Consider the following 18,560-nt stretch of genomic DNA (forward strand, 5'->3'; position numbering starts at 1 on the left):
CCGCCCCGGCGCGCCGCGCCGCGCGCCGGGACACGTACCATGGCCGTATGTCCTTCCTCCGCCGCCGCAGCGCCGCCACACCCGCTGGCCCGGACTTCGATGTCCTCGCCATGGACCCGGGGGACTGGCCCGGCAATCTCGGCGCCGGCCTGCTCCCGGCCCCCGACGGCACCTGCCAGGGCGTGTTCCTGCGCTACGACCTGTTCGGCGGTCGCGGACCCGCGATGATCATCGGCAACCTGCCGGAGGGCTCCCCGGCGCGCGAGCTGTCCGACGGCCAGATCCCCTTCGAGGTGGCCCAGCTCCTCGCCGCCCTGGAGAACGACGAGCCGGTCGACGTCCTCGACGTCGAGGACGTCCCGGTGATGCAGGGCGACAACCTGCTCATCGTGCGCCGCCTGAAGCTCTCCGAGAGCCGGATCTCCTGCGTGCAGTTCGACCGCAGCGACAACGTCCTGGTGACCATCGCCAGTTGGGACCGGCCGATCACCGACGACCTGTACGCGCTGCTCAAGCCGCTGCCCGCCGAGCTGTTCCAGCAGGGCTGACGGGGAGGGCGGGGGCCGATGAGCGCACGCGTCGACAGCTGGATCTGGGCGGTCCGGCTCACCAAGACCCGCTCCCAGGCCGCCGCGGCCTGCCGGGCCGGCCACGTCAAGGTCAACGGGGAGCGCGCCAAGCCCGCGCAGCCGGTGAAGCCGGGCGACGAGGTGCGGCTCGTGCACGGCGACCGGCTGCGGATCGTCGAGGTGAAGGAGCTGCTGACCAAGCGGGTCGGCCCGCCGGTGGCCGCCGAGGCGTACGTGGACAACAGCCCGCCCCCGCCGCCGCGCGAGCAGGTGGCCGTCGCGGCCGTCCGCGACCGGGGCGCCGGCCGCCCCACCAAGCGCGACCGCCGCGAACTCGACCAGCTGCGCGGCCTGCGCCCGTGACGGCATCGGACCGCCCCCGGAGCGCCGGGGGCGGTCTTTCCGTACCGGCGTCAGCCCACCGGTGATCCGAGGGCGGCGGTCAGGTGGGCCGCCGAGGTGCCGAGCCCCGTCGGGTCCCGGTGAAGCAGCGCGCTGCCGCTGCCGGAGCGGAGGTCTTCCGTCCCGTAACGGCGTACGCTCCGGTGCCAGTTTAGGACGCCCGCCAGCCAGTCCTCCAGCTCCCGCAGATACGCCTGGAAGGCCGCCCGGGCCTCGGAGTCGAGCCCGAACTCCGCGTAGAGCAGCGGCACTTCGTTCTTCTTCACGTGTTCGTACTGGCGCAGCCTGCCGCGCATCAGGTCGTCGGTGATGGTGACGGCGGCCGGGTAGTCGCAGTCGAAGAACTTCTGCACGACCAGCAGCAGGTTGTGCACCTCGCCCTCGACCTCGATCTCCTTCTGGTAGGAGAAGAGGTCGTTGACGAGCGCCCCGTAGTCGGCGACCGAGTTCTCCAGGGCGCGCACGGTGCCCGTGCGGAAGATCTCCGGTGGCAGCTCCCGCCGGTGCGCCAGCCGGGCCAGCAGCATCGTCAGTTCCGCGCCGAAGGTGGCCCGCCTCATCTCGATGTAGTCGACGGGGTCGGGCACCCGGTGCTGGGCCGTGTTGTGCAGCTCCCACAGCCAGCTGTCCAGCATCACGTCCAGGGAGCGGCGGAGCTCGGTCCGCGCCGCGGGGTCCAGCGGCGTCGCGGTCCGCGCCCACAGATCGGACAGCGCACGCTCCAGCGCGTTGGACACCGGTGCGCTCCGCACGCCCGGATTCTCCAGCGGCATCAGGGACTTGAGCCGATCGGTCTGCCGCTTGGCGCCGACGAGGTCGCGCGAGCGGCCGAAGACGAGGGGGTAGTAGTCGTCGGCGTAGGTGCCCCAGGTGAGCCACAGGGCGCTGGTCTCCAGCTCCTCCAGGGTGGCGTCCGGGTCGAGCCCCGCCGAGCAGAGCGCGAGGTCGAAGCCCTCCATCATCGGCCGGTCCCAGATGTCGTCGAGCAGCCCCATCCGCTCCGCCCAGTCCTCCGAGCGCCGCTTCGCCTCCTGGTGGTGGAAGCTGACCGCCAGCGGGTACGGCAGGTCGAACTCCGGCAGCAGCGGCTGTTCGACCTTCTGGTGCGGCTGGTGGGTGAGGGTCCGCAGCCGGCTCGCGGTCTGGCGGGGGCCCATCAGGTTCCGGATGTCGAACGCGGAGGTGCCGATCGGCCGCCCGAACGGCGACGCGTCCTGGACCAGGCCCTCGTTCATGTAGCGGCTGGAGCGCAGGTGCCACTCGTGGCCGCCGGACTGCCAGTCCTGCAGCCCCTTGGTGTACGCGGCGATGGCCGCGGCCTCGGCGGGACCGAGCCCCTGTTCCAGGCAGAGCGCGGGCACTTCGGTGAGCGCGGTGTTCTCGAACTGGTGCAGCCGTGAGGTCAGCAGGTCGTTGACCGAGTCCGCTGCCTGCTGTGTGGTGCAGCCGAGGAACTTCTCCAGGACGAGCACGCCGTTGCTGTTCTCGCCCTCGTCCTCCACCTCGCGCTGGTACGAGAAGAGGTCGTTGCGCAGGTGGACGGCGTCGGAGAAGGTGTCCCGCAGCACGCGCAACGGCCGGGAGCGCGCCACCTGCTCCGGGACCTCGGCGCCCGCCGCGTACTCGACGAGCCCCGCCGACCAGGGCGCGCCGCCCACCTTGCGGCGCATCTCGATGTACTCGACGGGGTTGGCGATCCGCCCCTCGTTGATGTTGTCGAGCTCCCACAGCGACTCGTACAGCAGGTGCTCGGTGGCCTCCGCGAACCGCGCCCGCCATGCCTCCGACATCGCCGGGACGGTCCGCCGCCACAGGTCGGCGAGACCGGCCTCGACCGGGTTGGTCGGTTCGGGCATGCCGGTGACGGGGTCGGCCGGCATGAAGAGCGGCAGCCGGTCGAGGTAGGCCTTGCCGCCCGCCCGGTCCTGGGAGCGCTTGAAGATCTCCAGGAAGTGGTCGTCGAAGAAGAAGACCCACGTGTACCAGTCGGTGACGAGGGAGAGCACGTCCGCGTCGCAGTCCGGGTGGGTGTAGGAGCACAGCAGCGCGTAGTCGTGGGACTGGAGGTCCGCCTCCTCCCAGACGCCGGAGCCCTCCAGCATCCCCCTCTCCCGGGCCCAGTCCCGGGTGTGGGTGCGGGCCACCTCCACATGGGGGTTGAGCCGCGCCGGATACGGGACATAGAAATCCGGCAGAACGAAGGGCTGAGCCATGCCAGGGAGGCCTTTCGGTGAGCGAGGGCGGTGTTCCGGCCGAGCATTACCCCTCGACCCGGACGCTCACGCGAACACCGGAATAGTCATATGAACGGCAAGGGGTGCCGGCAAGGGCCTCAGCCCGCCGGCACCCCCGGAGCTCGTCCTCCGCGCGCCGTCAGGCCCGGGAGATCCGCACGTCAGCGGCCTTCACGAAGGCCACCCGATGCCCGAACTGGATCTCGTAGTACTCCTCCTGGCCCCGCACGACCGTGTGCCCCGCGGGATCGAACGTCGGAGCGAAGAAGTACTCGCCCGGGGTACGGCCGCCCACCACGTACCGCTGCCCCGCGAGCAGCTTGTACGGCAGCGGGGACACCGCCTGCACCGGCACGCCCGCCGGATACGCCGCGGCCTCCGGATAGGCCCGCCCGTACACCGCGACCGACTCCAGGCCCTCCTTCGGCGTCAGGACCACGCCCCGCGCGTTCACCGCCGTCCGCCGCTCCTTCGGGTTGTGGAACCACGCCTTCTGCCCCAGGTACCAGACCGCCGTCCAGTCGCCCCGCCGCTCGGCGACCGCGAAGCTCTGGCCCGTCGAGGCCCGCGCGCCCGTGTCGTTGACCCCGTCCGTCGAGTCCTGCCCACCCGGGCGCAGCCCGATGTCCCGCACCAGCGGCGCGTCGGAGCTCGGGGCGGTGTGGAGGCGCACGGCCCCGCTCCCGTGGGGCGCACAGGCCTCACCGGCCGTCGCGCACCCCGTGTACACCGGCTGGTTCGCCGCGTACTCCGGACGGATCGTCACCACACCCGCGTCCGGGCCCGCGCTCGGCGTGATCGGCCGGCCGAGCAGCCGGAAGTAATGCGCCCAGTCCCAGTAGGGCCCCGGGTCGGTGTGCATCCCGCGGATCGACGAGGTCACCGTGCCGGGCACGTTGTCGTGGCCCAGGACGTGCTGCCGGTCCAGCGGGATGCCGTACCGTTTCGCCAGGTACCGCACCAGGCGCGCGGAGCTGCGGTACATCGCCTCGGTGTACCAGGAGTCCGGCGAGGTGAGGAAGCCCTCGTGCTCCAGGCCCACCGACTTGGCGTTCACGAACCAGTTGCCCGCGTGCCAGCCCACGTCCTTCAGCGCCACGTGCTGCGCGACGTGCCCGTCCGAGGAACGCAGCGAGTACTGCCACGAGACGTACGTCGGGTCCTGCACCAGCTTCAGGGTGGTGTCCCAGCTCGCCTCGGTGTCATGGATCACGATGTAGTCGATCGACTGCGAGGCGGGCCGGTTCCCCAGGTCGTGGTTGCCGTAGTCGCCGTCGCCGAACTCCTCGTACGGCGCCGGGACCCACTCGCACGCCACCGTGCGCGGACACTCCGCCGCGCCCCGCGCGGGCGCGCGCAGACCCAGTGCGGCGACCTGACCGGTGGCCGGGGCGACCGCCGGGTCCGCCGCCAGCGTCACCCGCTGCCCGCCGTCCGTGATCCGCGACTCGCCGGTCCGGATCACGTCGAAGACGTCGTCCGCGTATGTCGCCGCCGTCGCCGAGTCGTCGGCGCCGGAATAGCGCGCCACCGCCCCGTACCAGTCGGCCGGATCGGCGCTCGCCGGCAGACCGGCCTCGCGCTGCGCCGCCGCCAGCAGCGCCGCACCGCCCTCGATGTTCGCCGCCGTGCCGGTCCGCAGCTCCTCGGCGGACCGGCCGGACAGCGCCGCCGCCCGCTCCAGGGTCCGCGACCGCGCCGGCAGCTCCGCCGCCGTCGGGACCCTCGACGCCGCCGGGGCCTGCGCTCCGGTGCCGACGCGGGGCGCCCGGGAGTCGTCGCCGCGCGGGTCCTCCCCGCCCTCCGAGTGGTGCGGTGCGTCGGCGAGCGCGGTCGCCGCGTCCGTCAGGTGCATCGGACCGTACCCACCGGTCACGCTCGGTGCGCCGCCGTGGGCGTCCCACCGCGACTGGAGGTACGACACGCCGAGCAGCACGCTCTGCGGCACGCCGTACCGCTCGGCCGCCGCCGCGAACTGGCGCTGCAACGCGCCCGCCGCCGGCTCCTCGGCGGTCGCGGACGGCGCGGCGGAGAGCAACGGGAACAACAGGGCGGCGGACGCCAGGGCGCCCACCGCCCGGGGAGCACGTCTGGGGGACCCAGGGGACGCGATACGGGGCAAGGCAGCCTCCAGCGACGGGTGAGGACCACGAGGGCAGGGCGTCGTGCGGGACCGGTCCCGTACAGGGGTAGCGGCTCCCGGACCATCCGTCAATCACCCGTCGGGCAGCTCGATTTCCCACGTCAGAGGAGATTCGGGCGGGCAGTGCGCCCGCCTGCGACGCGTCAGTGGACTGGACCATTGGGGGCGTCGAATCGTGTTTCGTTCGCATGCCGACGCGCCGCCCGCCCGGTGTGTCGGCACCGGGCGGGCGGCGCGCCACCCCCGTCTCGTGTCGGAACCCCTCAGCGTGTCCCGACCGCCGCGCGCACGGCCCGCCGTGCCATGGCGCAGTCGTCGTGCAGCCGGCGCAGCAGCAGCCGCTGTTCCTCGCCCGGCGACACCGTCCCGGCGGGCACCGGGACCGAGCCGGCCGGCGGCGCGTCCCTGATGGTGCGCTGCACCGCCGTCTCGTACGTACGGATCTCACGGGTCAGCACGATCATCAGGTTCACCAGGAAGGCGTCCCGCGAGGCGGTTCCCGCCTGCTGCGCCAGCTGGCTGATCTGGCGCCGCGCCAGGGGCGCGTCGCCGAGGACCGCCCAGAGCGTCGCCAGGTCGTACCCGGGCAGGTACCAGCCCGCGTGCTCCCAGTCGACGAAGACCGGACCCGCGGGGGAGAGCAGGATGTTGGAGAGCAGGGCGTCCCCGTGGCAGAACTGCCCCATGCCCTGCCGCCCGCCCGCCTGGGCCAGTCCGTGCAGCAGCTTCTGCAGGTCGTCGCGGTCACGGTCGGTGAACAGACCGAGTTCGTGGAAGCGGGCGATCCGGGCCCCGTAGTCGAGCGGGGCGTCGAAGGTCCCGGCCGGCGGGCGCCAGGCGTTCAGCCGGGCGACCGCTCCGAGCGCGGCCCTTACGTCCGCGCGGGGCGGGGCCTCGGCGGGGTGGCGGGTCAGCGCCGCCGCCCGTCCGGGCATCCGCTCGATCACCAGCGTGCAGTTCTCCGGGTCCGCGGCGATCAGCCGCGGCGCGCGCACCGGGGGACGGTGCCGGACGAAGGAACGGTAGGAAGCTATTTCGTGCCTGAACCGCTCGACCCACGCGGGGGAATGGTCCAGTAAACACTTCGCGACCGCCGTGGTCCGCCCGGTCGTCCCGACGATCAGCACGGAACGGCCGCTGCGGCGCAGCACCTGGACCGGGTTGAACTCGGGGCAGATACGGGTGACGGACGCGATCGCCATGCGCAGTTGCGCGCCCTGGGGGCCGGACAGGTCGATTCTCCCGCTGGGCGGCTGGACGGTGCTCCCCGCCCAGCGCCTCGGCCGCGGCGCTCCCTGCGGAACGGGGGCGAGGTACGGTCCTGAGCCGGCCGGGACGGTGCGGTGGAGCGGCCGGGGCGGGGCGGTCACGGAGGACGATGCTGTGTACATGGAGGAGACAGATCCCTTCGTGCGCCGACGAGTTGCGTGCGTCGCCCCGCCCGCCCGAACGGTCCGCACCCTGGGGAATGCGGGCCGGTCGGCGGGGCGGGGTGGCGCGTTCCTACCTGACACCGTGGCGCGGGTGGCGGAACATCGGGCGCACCCTGGCGAACCCTGGCGAATAGTCGCCAGCCCCATGACAGGGGGTTACTGTCAACTCAGCCGAGAACCTGGGGGCTTAGACGTGACCGGACAGACCAACACCCGCCTGGCGGACCTCTTCGGCCTCGCCGGCTGGTCCAAGGGCGAACTCGCGAGACTCGTGAACCGGCAGGCGGCGGCCATGGGCCACCCCCAGCTGTCGACCGACACCTCGCGGGTGCGGCGCTGGATCGACATGGGGGAGACCCCGCGCGATCCCGTGCCCCGGGTGCTGGCAGCGCTGTTCACCGAGCGACTCGGCCGTGTCGTGACCATCGAGGACCTCGGGTTCGTACGACACGGGCGCGCCGGGAAGAGGCGGGACGTCAGGAACACCGACAACCCTGACGGGCTGCCCTGGGCGCCCGAGCGTACGGCAGCGGTCCTCACCGAATTCACGGGAATGGACCTCATGCTCAACCGACGCGGCCTGGTGGGCGCGGGTGCCGCGCTCGCCGCCGGCTCCGTACTCAGCAACGCCATGCAGGACTGGCTCCACACCGACCCCGCACGACCGGGCGCCACCCCCCGCGCCGTCGATCCCCTCTACGCCGATCCCGCCGGGTTCGACCGCTACGAGGCGGCCCCCATCGGGTCGGAGGAGATCGACGCGCTGGAGCGCTCGGTGGAGGTCTTCCGGGCCTGGGACGCCTCCCGGGGCGGCGGACTCCAGCGCAAGGCGGTGGTCGGCCAGCTCAACGAGGTGGGCGGGATGCTCGCCTACCGCCACCCCGACCATCTGCACCGGCGCCTGTGGGGCGTCGCCGCCAACCTGGCCGTGCTGGCCGGCTGGATGTCCCATGACGTGGGCCTGGAGCCCACCGCCCAGAAGTACTTCGTGATCGCCGCGCACGCGGCCCGTGAGGGCGGCGACCGGCCGCGGGCCGGCGAGGCGCTCTCCCGCGCCGCCCGCCAGATGGTGCACCTGGGCCGCCCCGACGACGCCCTCGACCTGATGAAGCTGGCCAAGTCGGGCTCGGGGGAGCGGGTGCTGCCCCGGACACAGGCCATGTTCCAGACCATCGAGGCCTGGGCGCAGGCGTCGATGGGCCGCGGCCAGGCGATGCGCCGCACCCTCGGCGAGGCCGAGGACCTCTTCGTCTCCGACCGGGGCGAGGAGAAGCCGAGCTGGATGCAGAACTTCGACGAGGCCGACCTGCACGGCATGCAGGCGCTCGCCTACCGCACCCTGGCCGAGCACGATCCGGCCGCCGCGGTCCCCGCGAAGCGCCACGCGAAGCTGGCGATCGAGCTGCGCAGTCACGGGCACGACCGGTCGAAGCTGTTCGACCACATCTCGCTGGCCTCGGCCTGCTTCATCGCCGACGACCCCGAGCAGGCGGACCGCTACGCGCGCCTCGCCCTGGTGTCGATGGGGGACACCTCCTCGCACCGCACCTGGGACCGGCTGCGCGAGATGTACCGGCTCACCGGCCAGTACGCGGGCTACACGAGGATCGAGGACCTGCGCGAGGAGATCGAGATCGCCCTGCCGAAGGCGCCGGCGAACCGCCCGAGAACCGGCGAGGTGTGAGGCGCCGCGTGACCGGACGATACGGGGAGCGGCGGGGCTACCGGCCGACCCGTACGACCATCACGCAGGCGTCGTCCTCGCGCGGGTTCTCGCCGAACTCCTCGACCACCGACAGGACGCAGTCCTGCGCGTCGCGCGCGGCGGCCAGCCGCGGGGCGAGGGCCAGCAGCCGCCGCGTGCCGTCGTCGGCGTCCAGGCTGCCGACGGTGCGGGTCAGGCCGTCGGTGTGCAGGAGCAGCAGGTCGCCGGGGAGCAGCCGGGTCTCGGCCTCCTCGTACGCGGCGCCGGTCGTCGCGCCGAGGAGCACGCCCTCCGGCCTGGCCAGGGTGCGCACCGTCCCGCCGCGGAACAGCAGCGGGGCGGGGTGCCCGGCCTGGGACCAGGTGAGGACCTGGGAGGTGGGGTCGTAGCGGCAGCACATGGCGCTGCCCAGGGCGGGCTGTACGGAGGTCTCCAGGAGCTGGTTGAGGTGCCCCATCAGGGCGCCGGGCCGGATCCCGGCCACCGCCATGCCGCGCAGCGCGCCGAGGAGCATGGCCATCGAGGAGGTCGCCGCGACGCCGTGCCCGGTCAGGTCGCCGACGGTCAGCAGCGCGTCGCCGTCCGGGAGCGCGAGGGCGTCGTACCAGTCGCCGCCGATGAGTCCGGTCGACGCGGCCGGGAGGTAGTGGCCGGCGACGTCGAGCGGGGCCGGTCCGTCGTGGGCGAAGCTGAGCGAGCCGCGCCACGGCGGCAGCACGGCTTCCTGGAGCTCGACGGCGACCCGGCGCTCGGTGTGCTCGATCTGCCGGTGCCGCTGGAGGCTGTCACGGCTCTCGCGGACCGCGCGCTCGCTGCGCCGCAGTTCGCTCACGTCCCGCAGCACGGCCCACATGGAGGCCGTGCAGCCGTCGGAGTCGAGGACGGGCTCGCCGGTCATGTGGACGGTGCGGACCCGGCCGTCGCTGCGGACGATGCGGAACTCGCCGTCGATGGGCTTTCCGTCGATCAGGCAGTCCGTCACCATCGCCTGGAGCAGCGGCTGGTCCTCGGCGAAGACCAGCGAGGGCAGCTCGTCGAGCGACAGGGGGCCGCGCTCCTGGGGGCGGCCGAAGATCTGGAACAGCTCCTCGGACCAGTGCACGGCGTCGGTGAGGAGATCCCACTCGGCGCTGCCGACCCGGGAGAGGAGGGAGCCGCTGACACGAGGGGCCGGGACGGCGTACGCGGCGGGCGACTCGCCCGGGTGTTCGACGGGGAGGCCGCTCTTCAGCTGACCCAAGTGTGCGCCGAGGTCGTCGAGTTGGTGTACGGCCAGATCACACAGGGCGCGCTGCCACCGGTGGTGCGGGTCGTCCTCGTCCACGGCCGAGTCCCTGCGGACCGCGTCCACCTCGCCGCGCAGCCGACGCGTCTGCGAGATCAACGCGTCCACCGTGCCGGGCTCGGGCGGCTGGGCGGGACGATCCGCGAACAGATGGGACGGCATGTCGTACTCCGATACAGGCGACTGGGACCACGCGGCACGGCCAGGTCATGAAGTTGAAGCCCGGCTACGACTTTCGCACAGGCCGGGACACCTCGTAAGGGATATGGCAACACTCGATACGGTGGTGCTTCTGGCATATGCCAAAGGCCCACAAGGTGACCGTCCGGTACCCATCGGCATTTCGGCCACGCCGACTCGGGTTACGGTGCTGGTGTGGTGAGCGACAAGGTGAACACAGTGGGTACGGCCCTCCTGCTGGCGGCCGCGCCGGCCGGAAGAGGCCGGGCGATGGACGCGGCCTCCGTGCTGCCCGCGCTCGCCGCCGTGCCGGCCGCGGCCCTCACGGGCACGGACATGGCGACGGTCGTCGAACTGGCGGACCCCCTGGATCCGCAGACCGTCCTGACCCGCCTGCGCGCCGCCGCCGCCACGCCGGGACCGCTCACCCTCTGCCTCGCCGGACAGCTCCAACTCGACCGCCGCCAACGCCTTCCGCACCTCGCGCTCGCCCGCAGCACCCCGACGACCCTGCGCTACACGGGACTTCCCTGGCACTGGCTCGCCGGCGAACTGGCGCCGCGCCGCCCCGGCACCACCACCGTCATCGCCGACCTGGCAGCCGAACCCGAACTCCTCCAGCACCTCGCCACCGACCCGAACGCACTCCAACTAGGCCCGTCGGTAGCCCTGTTCGCCCATCTGACACCCTTCCCGAGGCGCGGAGCCCCCACGACCCCGGAGTACCTCCGGCACTACGCCACCATCTGGCGCACCGGCGCCCGTCCCCCGCTCCCGTTCCTCCACACGGAGGCCGCCGCGGCGGCCGCCGCCACGGACGCCCTCCTGCTCGCACCCGCCCCGTCCATGGGCGAGCCGCACCCGGCCCCGTCGACGCCGCCCCCGGTGCCGCCGCTAGGCGAGCCCTTGGCCGAGCCGCCCCCGACCGGACGGCTCGGGGGGCCGGCCGACCGGCCCGCCGCGGAACGGCGCGCACCGACGAGTCCGGCGGAGACTGCCGCAGGGGCGGTCGTCGCGGTCGCCGTCGGTTCGGCTCCGGTAGCCGTGGGGTCGGGTCCGGCGGTTGTCGCGCCGGAGGTCGCCGCCCCGGTGCTCCCCGCCCCTGCGGCCCCCGCGCCCCCCGCCCCTCCCGTCGTACGGCAGGCCGTCGAGGTGCGGACGGTCCCGCCCCGCCCGGCCGGGGCGCCCGTCCCCTCGCCCCAGCCCCGCCCGCAGCGGCAGGCGCACCCGCCTGCCCCCTCGGGTCACGTCGGGGCGGGCGACCCGCACCCGGCCATCCTGGCCGCTGCCATGGCCGGGCGGCACGGGGAGGCCGCCGCCATGGCCGCGGCGTGGGAGAGCGAGGCGCTGCGTCGGTACGGGCCGCGGTCGGGGGAGGCGGTGCACTGGGTGGAGGTGCGGGCCGATCTCGCGCGGCTGGCGGGGGAGCCCGCCCGCAGCTGCGAGCTGTGGATCGCCGCCGCGCAGGCCCGGCTCGGTCTGCGCCAGGGGCCGGACGAGCCGGACGTCGAGGGGGCCGTGGACCGGGCCCACCACCAGTGGGAGCAGATCCAGGACCCGGCCAGGGCCCGCTCCCTCGGCCCCGTGCTGGTCGAGCTGCGCCGCCACGTCCCGGGCCGCCGCGCGGGCGCGCTCGCCGCGCTCCAGCGGAGGATGGGCTGAGGCCCGCACCTCGTACGAACCACCGCTCGCCCGTACCGTACGAAAGGACGCCGTGACCTCCCTCGCCACCGCCCAGCGCGCCCTGCTCGACCCTTCCGTGCGCCACCCGCTCTGGCCGCCGCTGACCGCCGGGTGCCCGGTGACCTCCACGGAGGAGGTCGCGTACCCGCTGGACATCGACTACGCCTACGACCAGGTCCCGGACGACCTGTTCGCCCGCCCCGCCGCGCACGGCCTGGAGCGGTGGGCGCCGCTGCTCCCGCCGCTCGCCGCGCCGGGGCTCGGCGAGGGGAACACGCCGCTGGTGCCGCTCGGCGACGACGTCTGGATCAAGGACGAGTCGCGCAACCCCACCTGGAGCCACAAGGACCGGCTGAACCGGGTCGCGGTGAGCGCCGCCGTCGCGTCCGGCGCGCGCGGGATCGTCGTGTCGTCCTCCGGCAACCACGGGGCCGCTGCCGCCGCCTACGCGGCCCGCGCGGGCCTGCCGTGCGTGGCCTTCGCCTCGGCCGGCGCCCCGCCGGCGGTCGCCTCCCACCTGCGCGCCTACGGTGCGACGGTGATCACCGCCCCGCGCCCTTCGGTGCGCCCGCTGATGCGGCGGATCGTCGAGGAGCTCGGCTACCAGCCGGTGAGCAGCGTGACGGACAGCGCGCACACAGGGCATCCCTTCGGCCCGGAGGGCTACAAGACGATCGCGTACGAGATCGCGCTCGATCTGGGACGCGCCCCGGCCGCCATCCATCTGCCCACCGGATACGGTGAGTTGCTCTTCGGCGTCACCAAGGGATTCCAGGAACTCGCGCGGCTCGGCGTCACCGGATCCGTCCCCCGCGTGTACGCGGCCGAGCCGTCGGCCGCCGGGGCCCTGACCGAGGCGATGCGCACCGGAGCGGACACCGCCCGGGTCCCGGTCGGGCCGACCGCCGCGTACGCGATCGACTGCGAGATCAGCGGTTACCGGGGGGTCGTCGCGCTCCGCGCGAGCGGAGGAGCGGCCCGTACGGTGACTGATGATCAGATGAGTGCCGCGCAAGCAGAGTTGGCGGCAGAGGGGATGTGGTGCGAGGTCTCCTCGGCGGCCGGTCTGGCGAGCCTGCGCGCGCACGGGCCCCAGGAGGAGGACGGACCCGTCGTCTGCGTCGTCACGTCCAGCGGCTACAAGGACACCGCGACCGCGCGCGAGACGCACACCCCGATGGACCTGGAGTGGGCCGAGGTGAAGGCGCTGCTCGCTTAGGGCGGGTTTCGGGATCGGTTCCTGCTCGGGACGGTGGTCTTGGCTGCCGGTCGGCTTCGAGGTCTCGTGCACCTCGGCGATCACGGGCGGTCAGGTCGACCGTGAAGTGCCACCTCTGAGGGTGATGGTGGGGAAGAGGGGCTCCCGAACCGGACGTCTCTCCCCTCCGGGGCCCGATGAGTGTGAATGCCGGTCGGGAGGTGCGTGAACGACGCCGCCCCCGCCAAGCAGGCGGGGACGGTGGTAGAGGTGCGGTGGGAGGTCAGCGTCTGGCGGCACGAGAGGCGGCCGGCGCGACGGCGTTGTCCGTGGTGGCGGGTTCGATCGTGCGGCGCTTGACGATCACGAGGACGATCAGGACGACCTGGAGCACGATCGGCAGGACCATGCCGGGGGACGCCTTCGGGTCGAGGCCGACCGCGTTGGAGACGAGGCTGAAGTCCCACAGGCCGTGCACGAGCATCGGGAGCAGGAGCGTGCCGCCGACGCGCAGGCAGAGGTAGAAGAAGTAGCCGGAAGTCGAGACGATCACGGCCTGGAGGAGGGCCTGGGCGCCCTCGCCGAAGGCGTTGCTGACGTGGACGATGCCGAAGGCCACGGAGGACCACAGGGCGACCTTGCCCTCGCTGAGGCCGGCGCGCTTGAAGACCTGGACGCCGATGCCGCGGAACATCAGCTCCTCGCCGATACCGACGAACAGGGTCATCACGATCAGGCTCAGGACGAGGGAGAACGGTTCCAGGTCACCACGGCCGCGCCGAAGAGGACCGACAGGCCGATCGGGATCACGCCGTTCCGGATGACCGCCTCGGTGGTCGGGAACTGGCTGTCACCACCGCTCGCGTCGACGCCGATGAGCGCGCCGAGCCCCTGGAGGATCGCGAGATAGACGACGACCACGGCCAGGAATCACGGCCAGGTCAGCCGACGGCCGGCCGGGGCGGGGGATGAGTGTGCGGGCATGGCGGTGCTCCTCGCGGTACGGCGGTGGTGTCGCCCGTCCGCGGGAGCGACCACCTGTTCCCACAGGCCGCGAAAATCAGTAAAGATCATGGTAAGTCGACCAAAAGGGGCCGGGGGGAGCTTCGATCGATTCGCGGATGGCCCGTGAGGTCGGAAGGCGTGTGACCGCACGAGGCCGTACCGGCAGGCTCGCCCGACCGAGGTGATCAATATCGGCTACCGGCGATCATTAACGATCTTTCGCGGCGGGCGCCCCCTTCACGGTGATCGAATGACGATCCGTCAATGTCTTTGATCTTGAGGAGAGCCCCGTGATCGACGCCGCCCTGATCGCCATCATCGACGCCCTTCAGCCCATCATCGTTCCTCTGATCACGAGCAACCGTGACGTGAAGCACGACGTCAAGCCCCTCACCTGACCCCCGCCCCGATACCGGCCGGAGGCCGCCATGCGTATCGCCGCCCTGGTCCGCGGGTTCGCCTCGACGTTCTTGCGGCCCCGGCCCCCGCGCACGGAGAGGGCCGAACCCCTCACCCGAGCGCAGATCCTCGATCTCCTGGAGAAGCTGCCTGTCAGCGAGTGGCGCTACGACTGGGACCCCGACGCCCTCCACATCGGACCGATGGCCCAGGACTGGCGGGCCGCCTTCGGCTACGGCCGCCGCGAGACGACCATCGACGTCGTCGACGCCCAGGGCGTGCTGATCGCCGCCGTACAGGAACTCACCCGCCGACTCCACCGACTTGAAGAACAAATGGCCGCGCGACCGGCGTGCTGCGCACCCGGGCACACACCCGAGCATGAACCCGGAAAGAGAAATCCATGCCCCTGACCGAAGCCATCATCGCTCTGATCAACGCCCTCGGCCCCGTGATCACCCCGCTCTGACCCGCCCACCTGCCCGGATGTCAAACGGCAAGCCAAGGACCATCCCATGAGCGTCTTCCGTCGTGCCGCGAAAGCGGCCACCGTCCACTCCCGGGCCGCACTCGCCCTGTTCGGGTCCGTGACCCTGCTGACCTTCGGGACCTCCCTCCACCAGATCTTCCCCGTGACCGTCGGCATCGGCGCCTGACCTGGCGACGCCCCGGCCGTGCCGGAGGAGACAGACCGGCCGGACCCGTTGACCGGGGAACGGCCGGTTCACCCCTTGCGGGCCCCTGTCTGTGCAGGCGAAGCTGCCGGGCGGCCGCACTCCGTGGCCGCGGGGGTGCAGTACGAGAACGGGCGGGAACATGATGCGCAGGCGGGGCTGGCTCAAGCGGCTGCTGGCGTCGTTGCTGGGAACGGTGCTGGCGGCAGCCGGGCTGGTGGCCGGCGGGACGGGAACGGCGGCCGCGGTGGTGGGCGGCACGGACGCCCCCGCGGGCGCATACCCGTACCAGGTGGAGCTATGGAAGCGGACCTCCACCGGCGACTGGCACCCCTCCTGTGGCGGATCGATCATCGGCGACCGGTGGATCCTCACCGCGGCCCACTGCGCCGAGGCGACGACGGCCGACCGGATGATCGTGACGGTCGGCTCGAACACGCTCGACCCCGCGGGAACCGTCTACCGGGTCCAGGAGACGATCCGGCACCAGGACTACAACGGCAACGCCGCCGGCAACCCGAACGACATCGGCCTGCTGAAACTGACCACCCCCATCGCCTACACACCCCTGGTCCAGCCGATCGCGCTCCCGGACCCGCCCCAGTTCCCCAGCGGCACCGCGACGCTGACCGGCTGGGGAAAGACCAGCGGTAACGGCCAGGCGTCCAACACCCTTCGCCAGGCCACGGTCACCGTCCTGACCGTCGCCGAATGCCAGGCGCGCTGGTACGGCCAGAACATCAACGCCAACCACGTCTGCACCTACGACAAGGGCACCGGACAGTCCGCGTGCGAAGGCGACAGCGGTGGCCCGCTCGCCCAGAACGGCCGGGTCATCGGCATCGTCAGCTGGGGCCACAGCGTGTGCAGCGGGTTGTATCCGTCCGTGTACACCAACGTCGCCGGCTACCGGACTTGGATCACCACCAAGACCGGCATCTGACCCGCACCGGAAGGACGACCTGGCAACGGGTCCGGATCGCTTGACGCCCGTTCAAGATCAGAGCCGCTCGTCGACAGTTGCGATCAGCACGGTCGCCTCGTAACAGACTGCCAGCTTGTCACATCGCGTGGCGACGGCGCGGTGCCTCTTGAGGCGGTTGATCCCGCACTCGACCGCATGGCGCTTGCGGTAATCGGCCGGGTCGAAGTACGGCGGCCGGCCGCCGCGGGAGCCGAGCTTTCGGCGTTGCGGGCCTGGTCGGTCTTGTCCGGGATGGTGCAGCGGATCCGACATGGGCTTTTGCCCCTGCTCTACCGCCAGATGCAGCTTGGTGGTGAACCCGCCGCGCGAGCGTCCCAGCCCGTGATCACCAGGCTCGGTGAACACGCCGCCCGGCGGTTCCTTCTGCAGATCACCCTGCTTCCGGGCGCCAGCCGCATGCTGATGAGCGCGGCACACAGTGGAGTCGACACTCAGGTCCCACGTGATCGCGCCCTTCGCATCAGCCAGGGACTGAAGCCGGGTCAGGACGCGGTGCCAGACGCCGTCCCGCTGGCACCGCCGGAAGAGGTCGTAGACCCGACCCCACGGCCCGTACTCGACAGGCAGGTCCCGCCACGGCACACCGGTCCGGACCCGGAATAGTATGCCGTCGATCAGCCGCCGCCGAGGCCAGAGCGGCGGTCGCCCAGCCCTGACCGCCTTCGGCAACAACGGCTCCAGCACCACACACTGCTCGTCCGTAAGATCTCCTCGCCCCATGAACGTAATCATCCGCAGGTCAAGATCCTCTTTCGATACAGGCCCTAAAGGGTGTTGCAGAAGGTGCGCTTCGGGCAGGCCTGAATGGCGTTTGACCTGCTGGTTCACCGTGTCATGGCGAGGTTGTGCATGGCAGCGACGGCCTGGACGGCATGGTGAAGTCCGTCGCCTCGCTGGCGGCAGTCGCGCAGGATCTTCCAGTTCTCCTTCCGGGCGAAGGTGTGCTCGACGCGGGCACGGACGCGTCGGTGTTCGGCGTTGTCCGCCGTCGACGATCCACAACCGTTCGGTGTCCACCACCGGCCGCGGAGCCCGCTCAAGCGCCAGCAACGGACGGAGCCGCTGGACGACCCGGCACACCGTCGCCGGCGAGACGCCGAACAGCGGCGCGAGCTGCCGCATGGTGAGGTTCGTGCGGTAGTACACGGCCACCAGCAGCACCCGGTCCGCCAGCGGCAGACACCACGGACGGCCACCACCGGGCCCGTTCCCACCCCGTTCGCGCACCGCCTTCACCAGCTTCGCGAACCGATCCATCCGCAAACCCGTGAACGTCTCCACCCACACCGACTCAGCCCGCAACATCCCAGTCGGTCACGGGACCTGGAACCCGCCCAGCTCCGGCACCTTGGTCAGGCCGACCCGCACCACACCGAATCCTCGGCGGTCACCGCGCGCACGGCAGCTCCGCGGTGATGGTGGTGGGCCCGCCGACGGGGCTGCTGACGTGGAAGGCCCCGTCGAGGGAGCCGACCCGCTTGGCCAGCCCGGTCAGGCCCGTGCCGGCGGCGGTGTCGGCGCCGCCCAGCCCGTCGTCGGTGACGCGGACGCGCAGCACCTCGCCGACCTGGCGAACTGTCACCTCCGCGCGCATCGCGTGGGCGTGCTTCGTCGCATTGGTCAGCGCCTCGGAGATCACGAAGTACGCGACCGACTCCACGTGGGGCGCCACCCGCTCCTCAAGATCGACCCGCAGCCGCACCGGCAGGGGCGTGCGGGCGGCCAGCCCGGACAACGCCGCGTCCAGACCCCGGTCTTCGAGCACGGCCGGGTGCAGCCCCCTCACCAGGTCATTGAGCTCGGCGATCGCCTCCTTCGCCTCCAGGTGCGCTCTCGCGATCACCTCGCGGGCATCACTCGGCAGGTCCGGATTGGCGGCGATGGCCAGACCCAGGTTGACCGCGAGGGACACCAAGCGCTGCTGGGTGCCGTCGTGCAGGTCGCGCTCGATCCGGCGCCGCTCCGCGTCGACGGCCTCGATCAGGTCGGTCCGGCTCACGGCCAGCTGATCGACCCGCTCCTGGAGCCGCTGCGCCCGGCTGGGCCCGAGCAGGCCCGACGCCAGCCGCGCCTCGGTCCGGGCTACCGCCCGCGCGGTCCAGGGCAGGACGCACAGGAGAAGGAGTCCAGCCGCCGTGTAGGCCGGCAGCTCGGTCAGGTAGCCGAACCAGTCCTGGCGGATTCCGGTGGGCAGTGCCCATGACCAGGCGCAGGCGGTGACGCCCGCCAGGCCCGCCGCTGCCACCACGAGCACCAGCAGCTCCAGCAGCGCGAGCGGCGGGCCCAGCAGGAGGTGGTAGCCGATCTTGCGCCAAGGCCGCGTCGACCCGAGCCACCGGGCGGTCGAGGCCCACGTCCACTGTTCCGGCGCGGTGGGGGTGAGCCGGGGGACGTCCACCCCGATGAGCACCCGGTAGCGAGCCCGCTGAACGGCCGTCAGCGCCGGGGCGATGAGCAGGACCAGGGCGGCCGACAGGGGAACCGTGAGGAGCCAGTTCCCCGTCCTGGCGGTGGTCGTCGCCGCCCAGGCCCACACGGGCACCAGCGCCAGGTGCGGCAGCACACCAGTGGCAAGAAAGCCGGTGTCCCGCCGCGCCCGGAGGACGGCGCGCCTCAGTCCGGCTGGAATCGTCATGGCACGACGCTAGGGCACCGCGGGAGGACG

The 18,560-nt window shown here is 72.3% G+C and carries 16 protein-coding genes and 1 pseudogene; 8 read left to right on the top strand and 9 right to left on the bottom strand.

What is annotated here, in order from left to right:
- The first annotated feature begins 47 nt into the window (after nt 1-47).
- Nucleotides 48-548: a hypothetical protein gene (locus tag AB0Q96_RS32480; RefSeq protein WP_365331788.1), complete on the top strand. Its 501-nt coding sequence runs from the start codon at nt 48-50 to the stop codon at nt 546-548.
- 18 nt (nt 549-566) lie between these two features.
- Nucleotides 567-932 (top strand): RNA-binding S4 domain-containing protein, encoded by a 366-nt coding sequence (locus tag AB0Q96_RS32485; RefSeq protein WP_365331790.1) that lies wholly within the window; start codon nt 567-569, stop codon nt 930-932.
- A 50-nt stretch (nt 933-982) separates the two neighbouring features.
- On the opposite strand, the gene AB0Q96_RS32490 is transcribed toward AB0Q96_RS32485, so the two are convergent.
- The 3 genes from AB0Q96_RS32490 to AB0Q96_RS32500 all read right to left on the bottom strand — a co-directional run bounded on the left by AB0Q96_RS32490 (nt 983) and on the right by AB0Q96_RS32500 (nt 6,739).
- Nucleotides 983-3,184 (bottom strand): terpene synthase family protein, encoded by a 2,202-nt coding sequence (locus AB0Q96_RS32490; protein ID WP_365331792.1) that lies wholly within the window; start codon nt 3,182-3,184, stop codon nt 983-985.
- Between the two features lie 160 nt (nt 3,185-3,344).
- On the bottom strand, nt 3,345-5,279 hold the full coding sequence (locus tag AB0Q96_RS32495; RefSeq protein WP_365331794.1) for a peptidoglycan recognition family protein: 1,935 nt from the start codon (nt 5,277-5,279) through the stop codon (nt 3,345-3,347).
- A 332-nt stretch (nt 5,280-5,611) separates the two neighbouring features.
- A complete protein-coding gene (locus tag AB0Q96_RS32500; RefSeq protein ID WP_365331796.1) occupies nt 5,612-6,739 on the bottom strand; it encodes an aminoglycoside phosphotransferase family protein in 1,128 nt (375 codons plus the stop codon).
- 235 nt (nt 6,740-6,974) lie between these two features.
- Between AB0Q96_RS32500 and AB0Q96_RS32505 the strand changes: the two genes are divergently transcribed.
- On the top strand, nt 6,975-8,465 hold the full coding sequence (locus tag AB0Q96_RS32505; protein WP_365331798.1) for a hypothetical protein: 1,491 nt from the start codon (nt 6,975-6,977) through the stop codon (nt 8,463-8,465).
- A gap of 37 nt (nt 8,466-8,502) precedes the next feature.
- On the opposite strand, the gene AB0Q96_RS32510 is transcribed toward AB0Q96_RS32505, so the two are convergent.
- Nucleotides 8,503-9,933 carry a SpoIIE family protein phosphatase gene (locus AB0Q96_RS32510; protein ID WP_365331800.1) on the bottom strand — a complete coding sequence of 477 codons (1,431 nt, stop codon included), beginning with the start codon at nt 9,931-9,933 and terminating at the stop codon, nt 8,503-8,505.
- A gap of 216 nt (nt 9,934-10,149) precedes the next feature.
- Here AB0Q96_RS32510 and AB0Q96_RS32515 point away from each other — a divergent pair, with 216 nt between their 5' ends.
- Complete coding sequence (locus AB0Q96_RS32515; RefSeq protein WP_365331802.1) at nt 10,150-11,613, top strand: hypothetical protein; 1,464 nt, start codon at nt 10,150-10,152, stop codon at nt 11,611-11,613.
- A 52-nt stretch (nt 11,614-11,665) separates the two neighbouring features.
- Entirely contained in the window at nt 11,666-12,853 is a 1,188-nt protein-coding gene (locus AB0Q96_RS32520) for a pyridoxal-phosphate dependent enzyme (protein ID WP_365331804.1), read from the top strand.
- A 262-nt stretch (nt 12,854-13,115) separates the two neighbouring features.
- Here the strand turns inward: AB0Q96_RS32520 and AB0Q96_RS32525 are convergent, their stop codons facing one another.
- Nucleotides 13,116-13,559 (bottom strand): CPBP family intramembrane glutamic endopeptidase, encoded by a 444-nt coding sequence (locus tag AB0Q96_RS32525; RefSeq protein ID WP_365331806.1) that lies wholly within the window; start codon nt 13,557-13,559, stop codon nt 13,116-13,118.
- Between the two features lie 11 nt (nt 13,560-13,570).
- Nucleotides 13,571-13,753, bottom strand: a complete 183-nt coding sequence (locus tag AB0Q96_RS32530) for a hypothetical protein (RefSeq protein WP_365331808.1) — start codon at nt 13,751-13,753, stop codon at nt 13,571-13,573.
- A 512-nt stretch (nt 13,754-14,265) separates the two neighbouring features.
- On the opposite strand from AB0Q96_RS32530, the gene AB0Q96_RS32535 reads away from it, so the two are divergent.
- From AB0Q96_RS32535 to AB0Q96_RS32545, 3 genes are all read left to right on the top strand, one after another.
- Nucleotides 14,266-14,649 (top strand): tail fiber domain-containing protein, encoded by a 384-nt coding sequence (locus tag AB0Q96_RS32535; protein ID WP_365331810.1) that lies wholly within the window; start codon nt 14,266-14,268, stop codon nt 14,647-14,649.
- A gap of 102 nt (nt 14,650-14,751) precedes the next feature.
- Nucleotides 14,752-14,892, top strand: a complete 141-nt coding sequence (locus AB0Q96_RS32540; protein WP_365331812.1) for a hypothetical protein — start codon at nt 14,752-14,754, stop codon at nt 14,890-14,892.
- Between the two features lie 160 nt (nt 14,893-15,052).
- Nucleotides 15,053-15,853: a serine protease gene (locus tag AB0Q96_RS32545; protein ID WP_365331813.1), complete on the top strand. Its 801-nt coding sequence runs from the start codon at nt 15,053-15,055 to the stop codon at nt 15,851-15,853.
- A gap of 57 nt (nt 15,854-15,910) precedes the next feature.
- Here AB0Q96_RS32545 and AB0Q96_RS32550 read toward each other — a convergent pair whose 3' ends face one another.
- From AB0Q96_RS32550 to AB0Q96_RS32560, 3 genes and pseudogenes are all read right to left on the bottom strand, one after another.
- Nucleotides 15,911-16,615, bottom strand: a complete 705-nt coding sequence (locus tag AB0Q96_RS32550) for an IS5 family transposase (RefSeq protein ID WP_365331897.1) — start codon at nt 16,613-16,615, stop codon at nt 15,911-15,913.
- A 104-nt stretch (nt 16,616-16,719) separates the two neighbouring features.
- Nucleotides 16,720-17,200 (bottom strand): annotated as a pseudogene (locus AB0Q96_RS32555) (transposase family protein).
- 82 nt (nt 17,201-17,282) lie between these two features.
- Nucleotides 17,283-18,530: a histidine kinase gene (locus AB0Q96_RS32560; protein ID WP_365331815.1), complete on the bottom strand. Its 1,248-nt coding sequence runs from the start codon at nt 18,528-18,530 to the stop codon at nt 17,283-17,285.
- Nucleotides 18,531-18,560: the final 30 nt, after the last annotated feature.

The organism is Streptomyces sp. NPDC093111, from assembly GCF_040683955.1.
In the GTDB taxonomy this organism is placed as follows: Bacteria; Actinomycetota; Actinomycetes; order Streptomycetales; family Streptomycetaceae; genus Streptomyces.

Coding starts and splice junctions, on each gene's coding strand:
- AB0Q96_RS32485 (WP_365331790.1), top strand. CDS start 567: ATGAGCGCACGCGTCGACAGCTGGATCTGGGCGGTCCGGCTCACCAAG.
- AB0Q96_RS32545 (WP_365331813.1), top strand. CDS start 15,053: ATGATGCGCAGGCGGGGCTGGCTCAAGCGGCTGCTGGCGTCGTTGCTG.
- AB0Q96_RS32550 (WP_365331897.1), bottom strand. CDS start 16,615: ATGGGGCGAGGAGATCTTACGGACGAGCAGTGTGTGGTGCTGGAGCCG.
- AB0Q96_RS32510 (WP_365331800.1), bottom strand. CDS start 9,933: ATGCCGTCCCATCTGTTCGCGGATCGTCCCGCCCAGCCGCCCGAGCCC.
- AB0Q96_RS32500 (WP_365331796.1), bottom strand. CDS start 6,739: ATGTACACAGCATCGTCCTCCGTGACCGCCCCGCCCCGGCCGCTCCAC.
- AB0Q96_RS32540 (WP_365331812.1), top strand. CDS start 14,752: ATGAGCGTCTTCCGTCGTGCCGCGAAAGCGGCCACCGTCCACTCCCGG.
- AB0Q96_RS32480 (WP_365331788.1), top strand. CDS start 48: ATGTCCTTCCTCCGCCGCCGCAGCGCCGCCACACCCGCTGGCCCGGAC.
- AB0Q96_RS32535 (WP_365331810.1), top strand. CDS start 14,266: ATGCGTATCGCCGCCCTGGTCCGCGGGTTCGCCTCGACGTTCTTGCGG.
- AB0Q96_RS32525 (WP_365331806.1), bottom strand. CDS start 13,559: ATGACCCTGTTCGTCGGTATCGGCGAGGAGCTGATGTTCCGCGGCATC.
- AB0Q96_RS32560 (WP_365331815.1), bottom strand. CDS start 18,530: ATGACGATTCCAGCCGGACTGAGGCGCGCCGTCCTCCGGGCGCGGCGG.
- AB0Q96_RS32490 (WP_365331792.1), bottom strand. CDS start 3,184: ATGGCTCAGCCCTTCGTTCTGCCGGATTTCTATGTCCCGTATCCGGCG.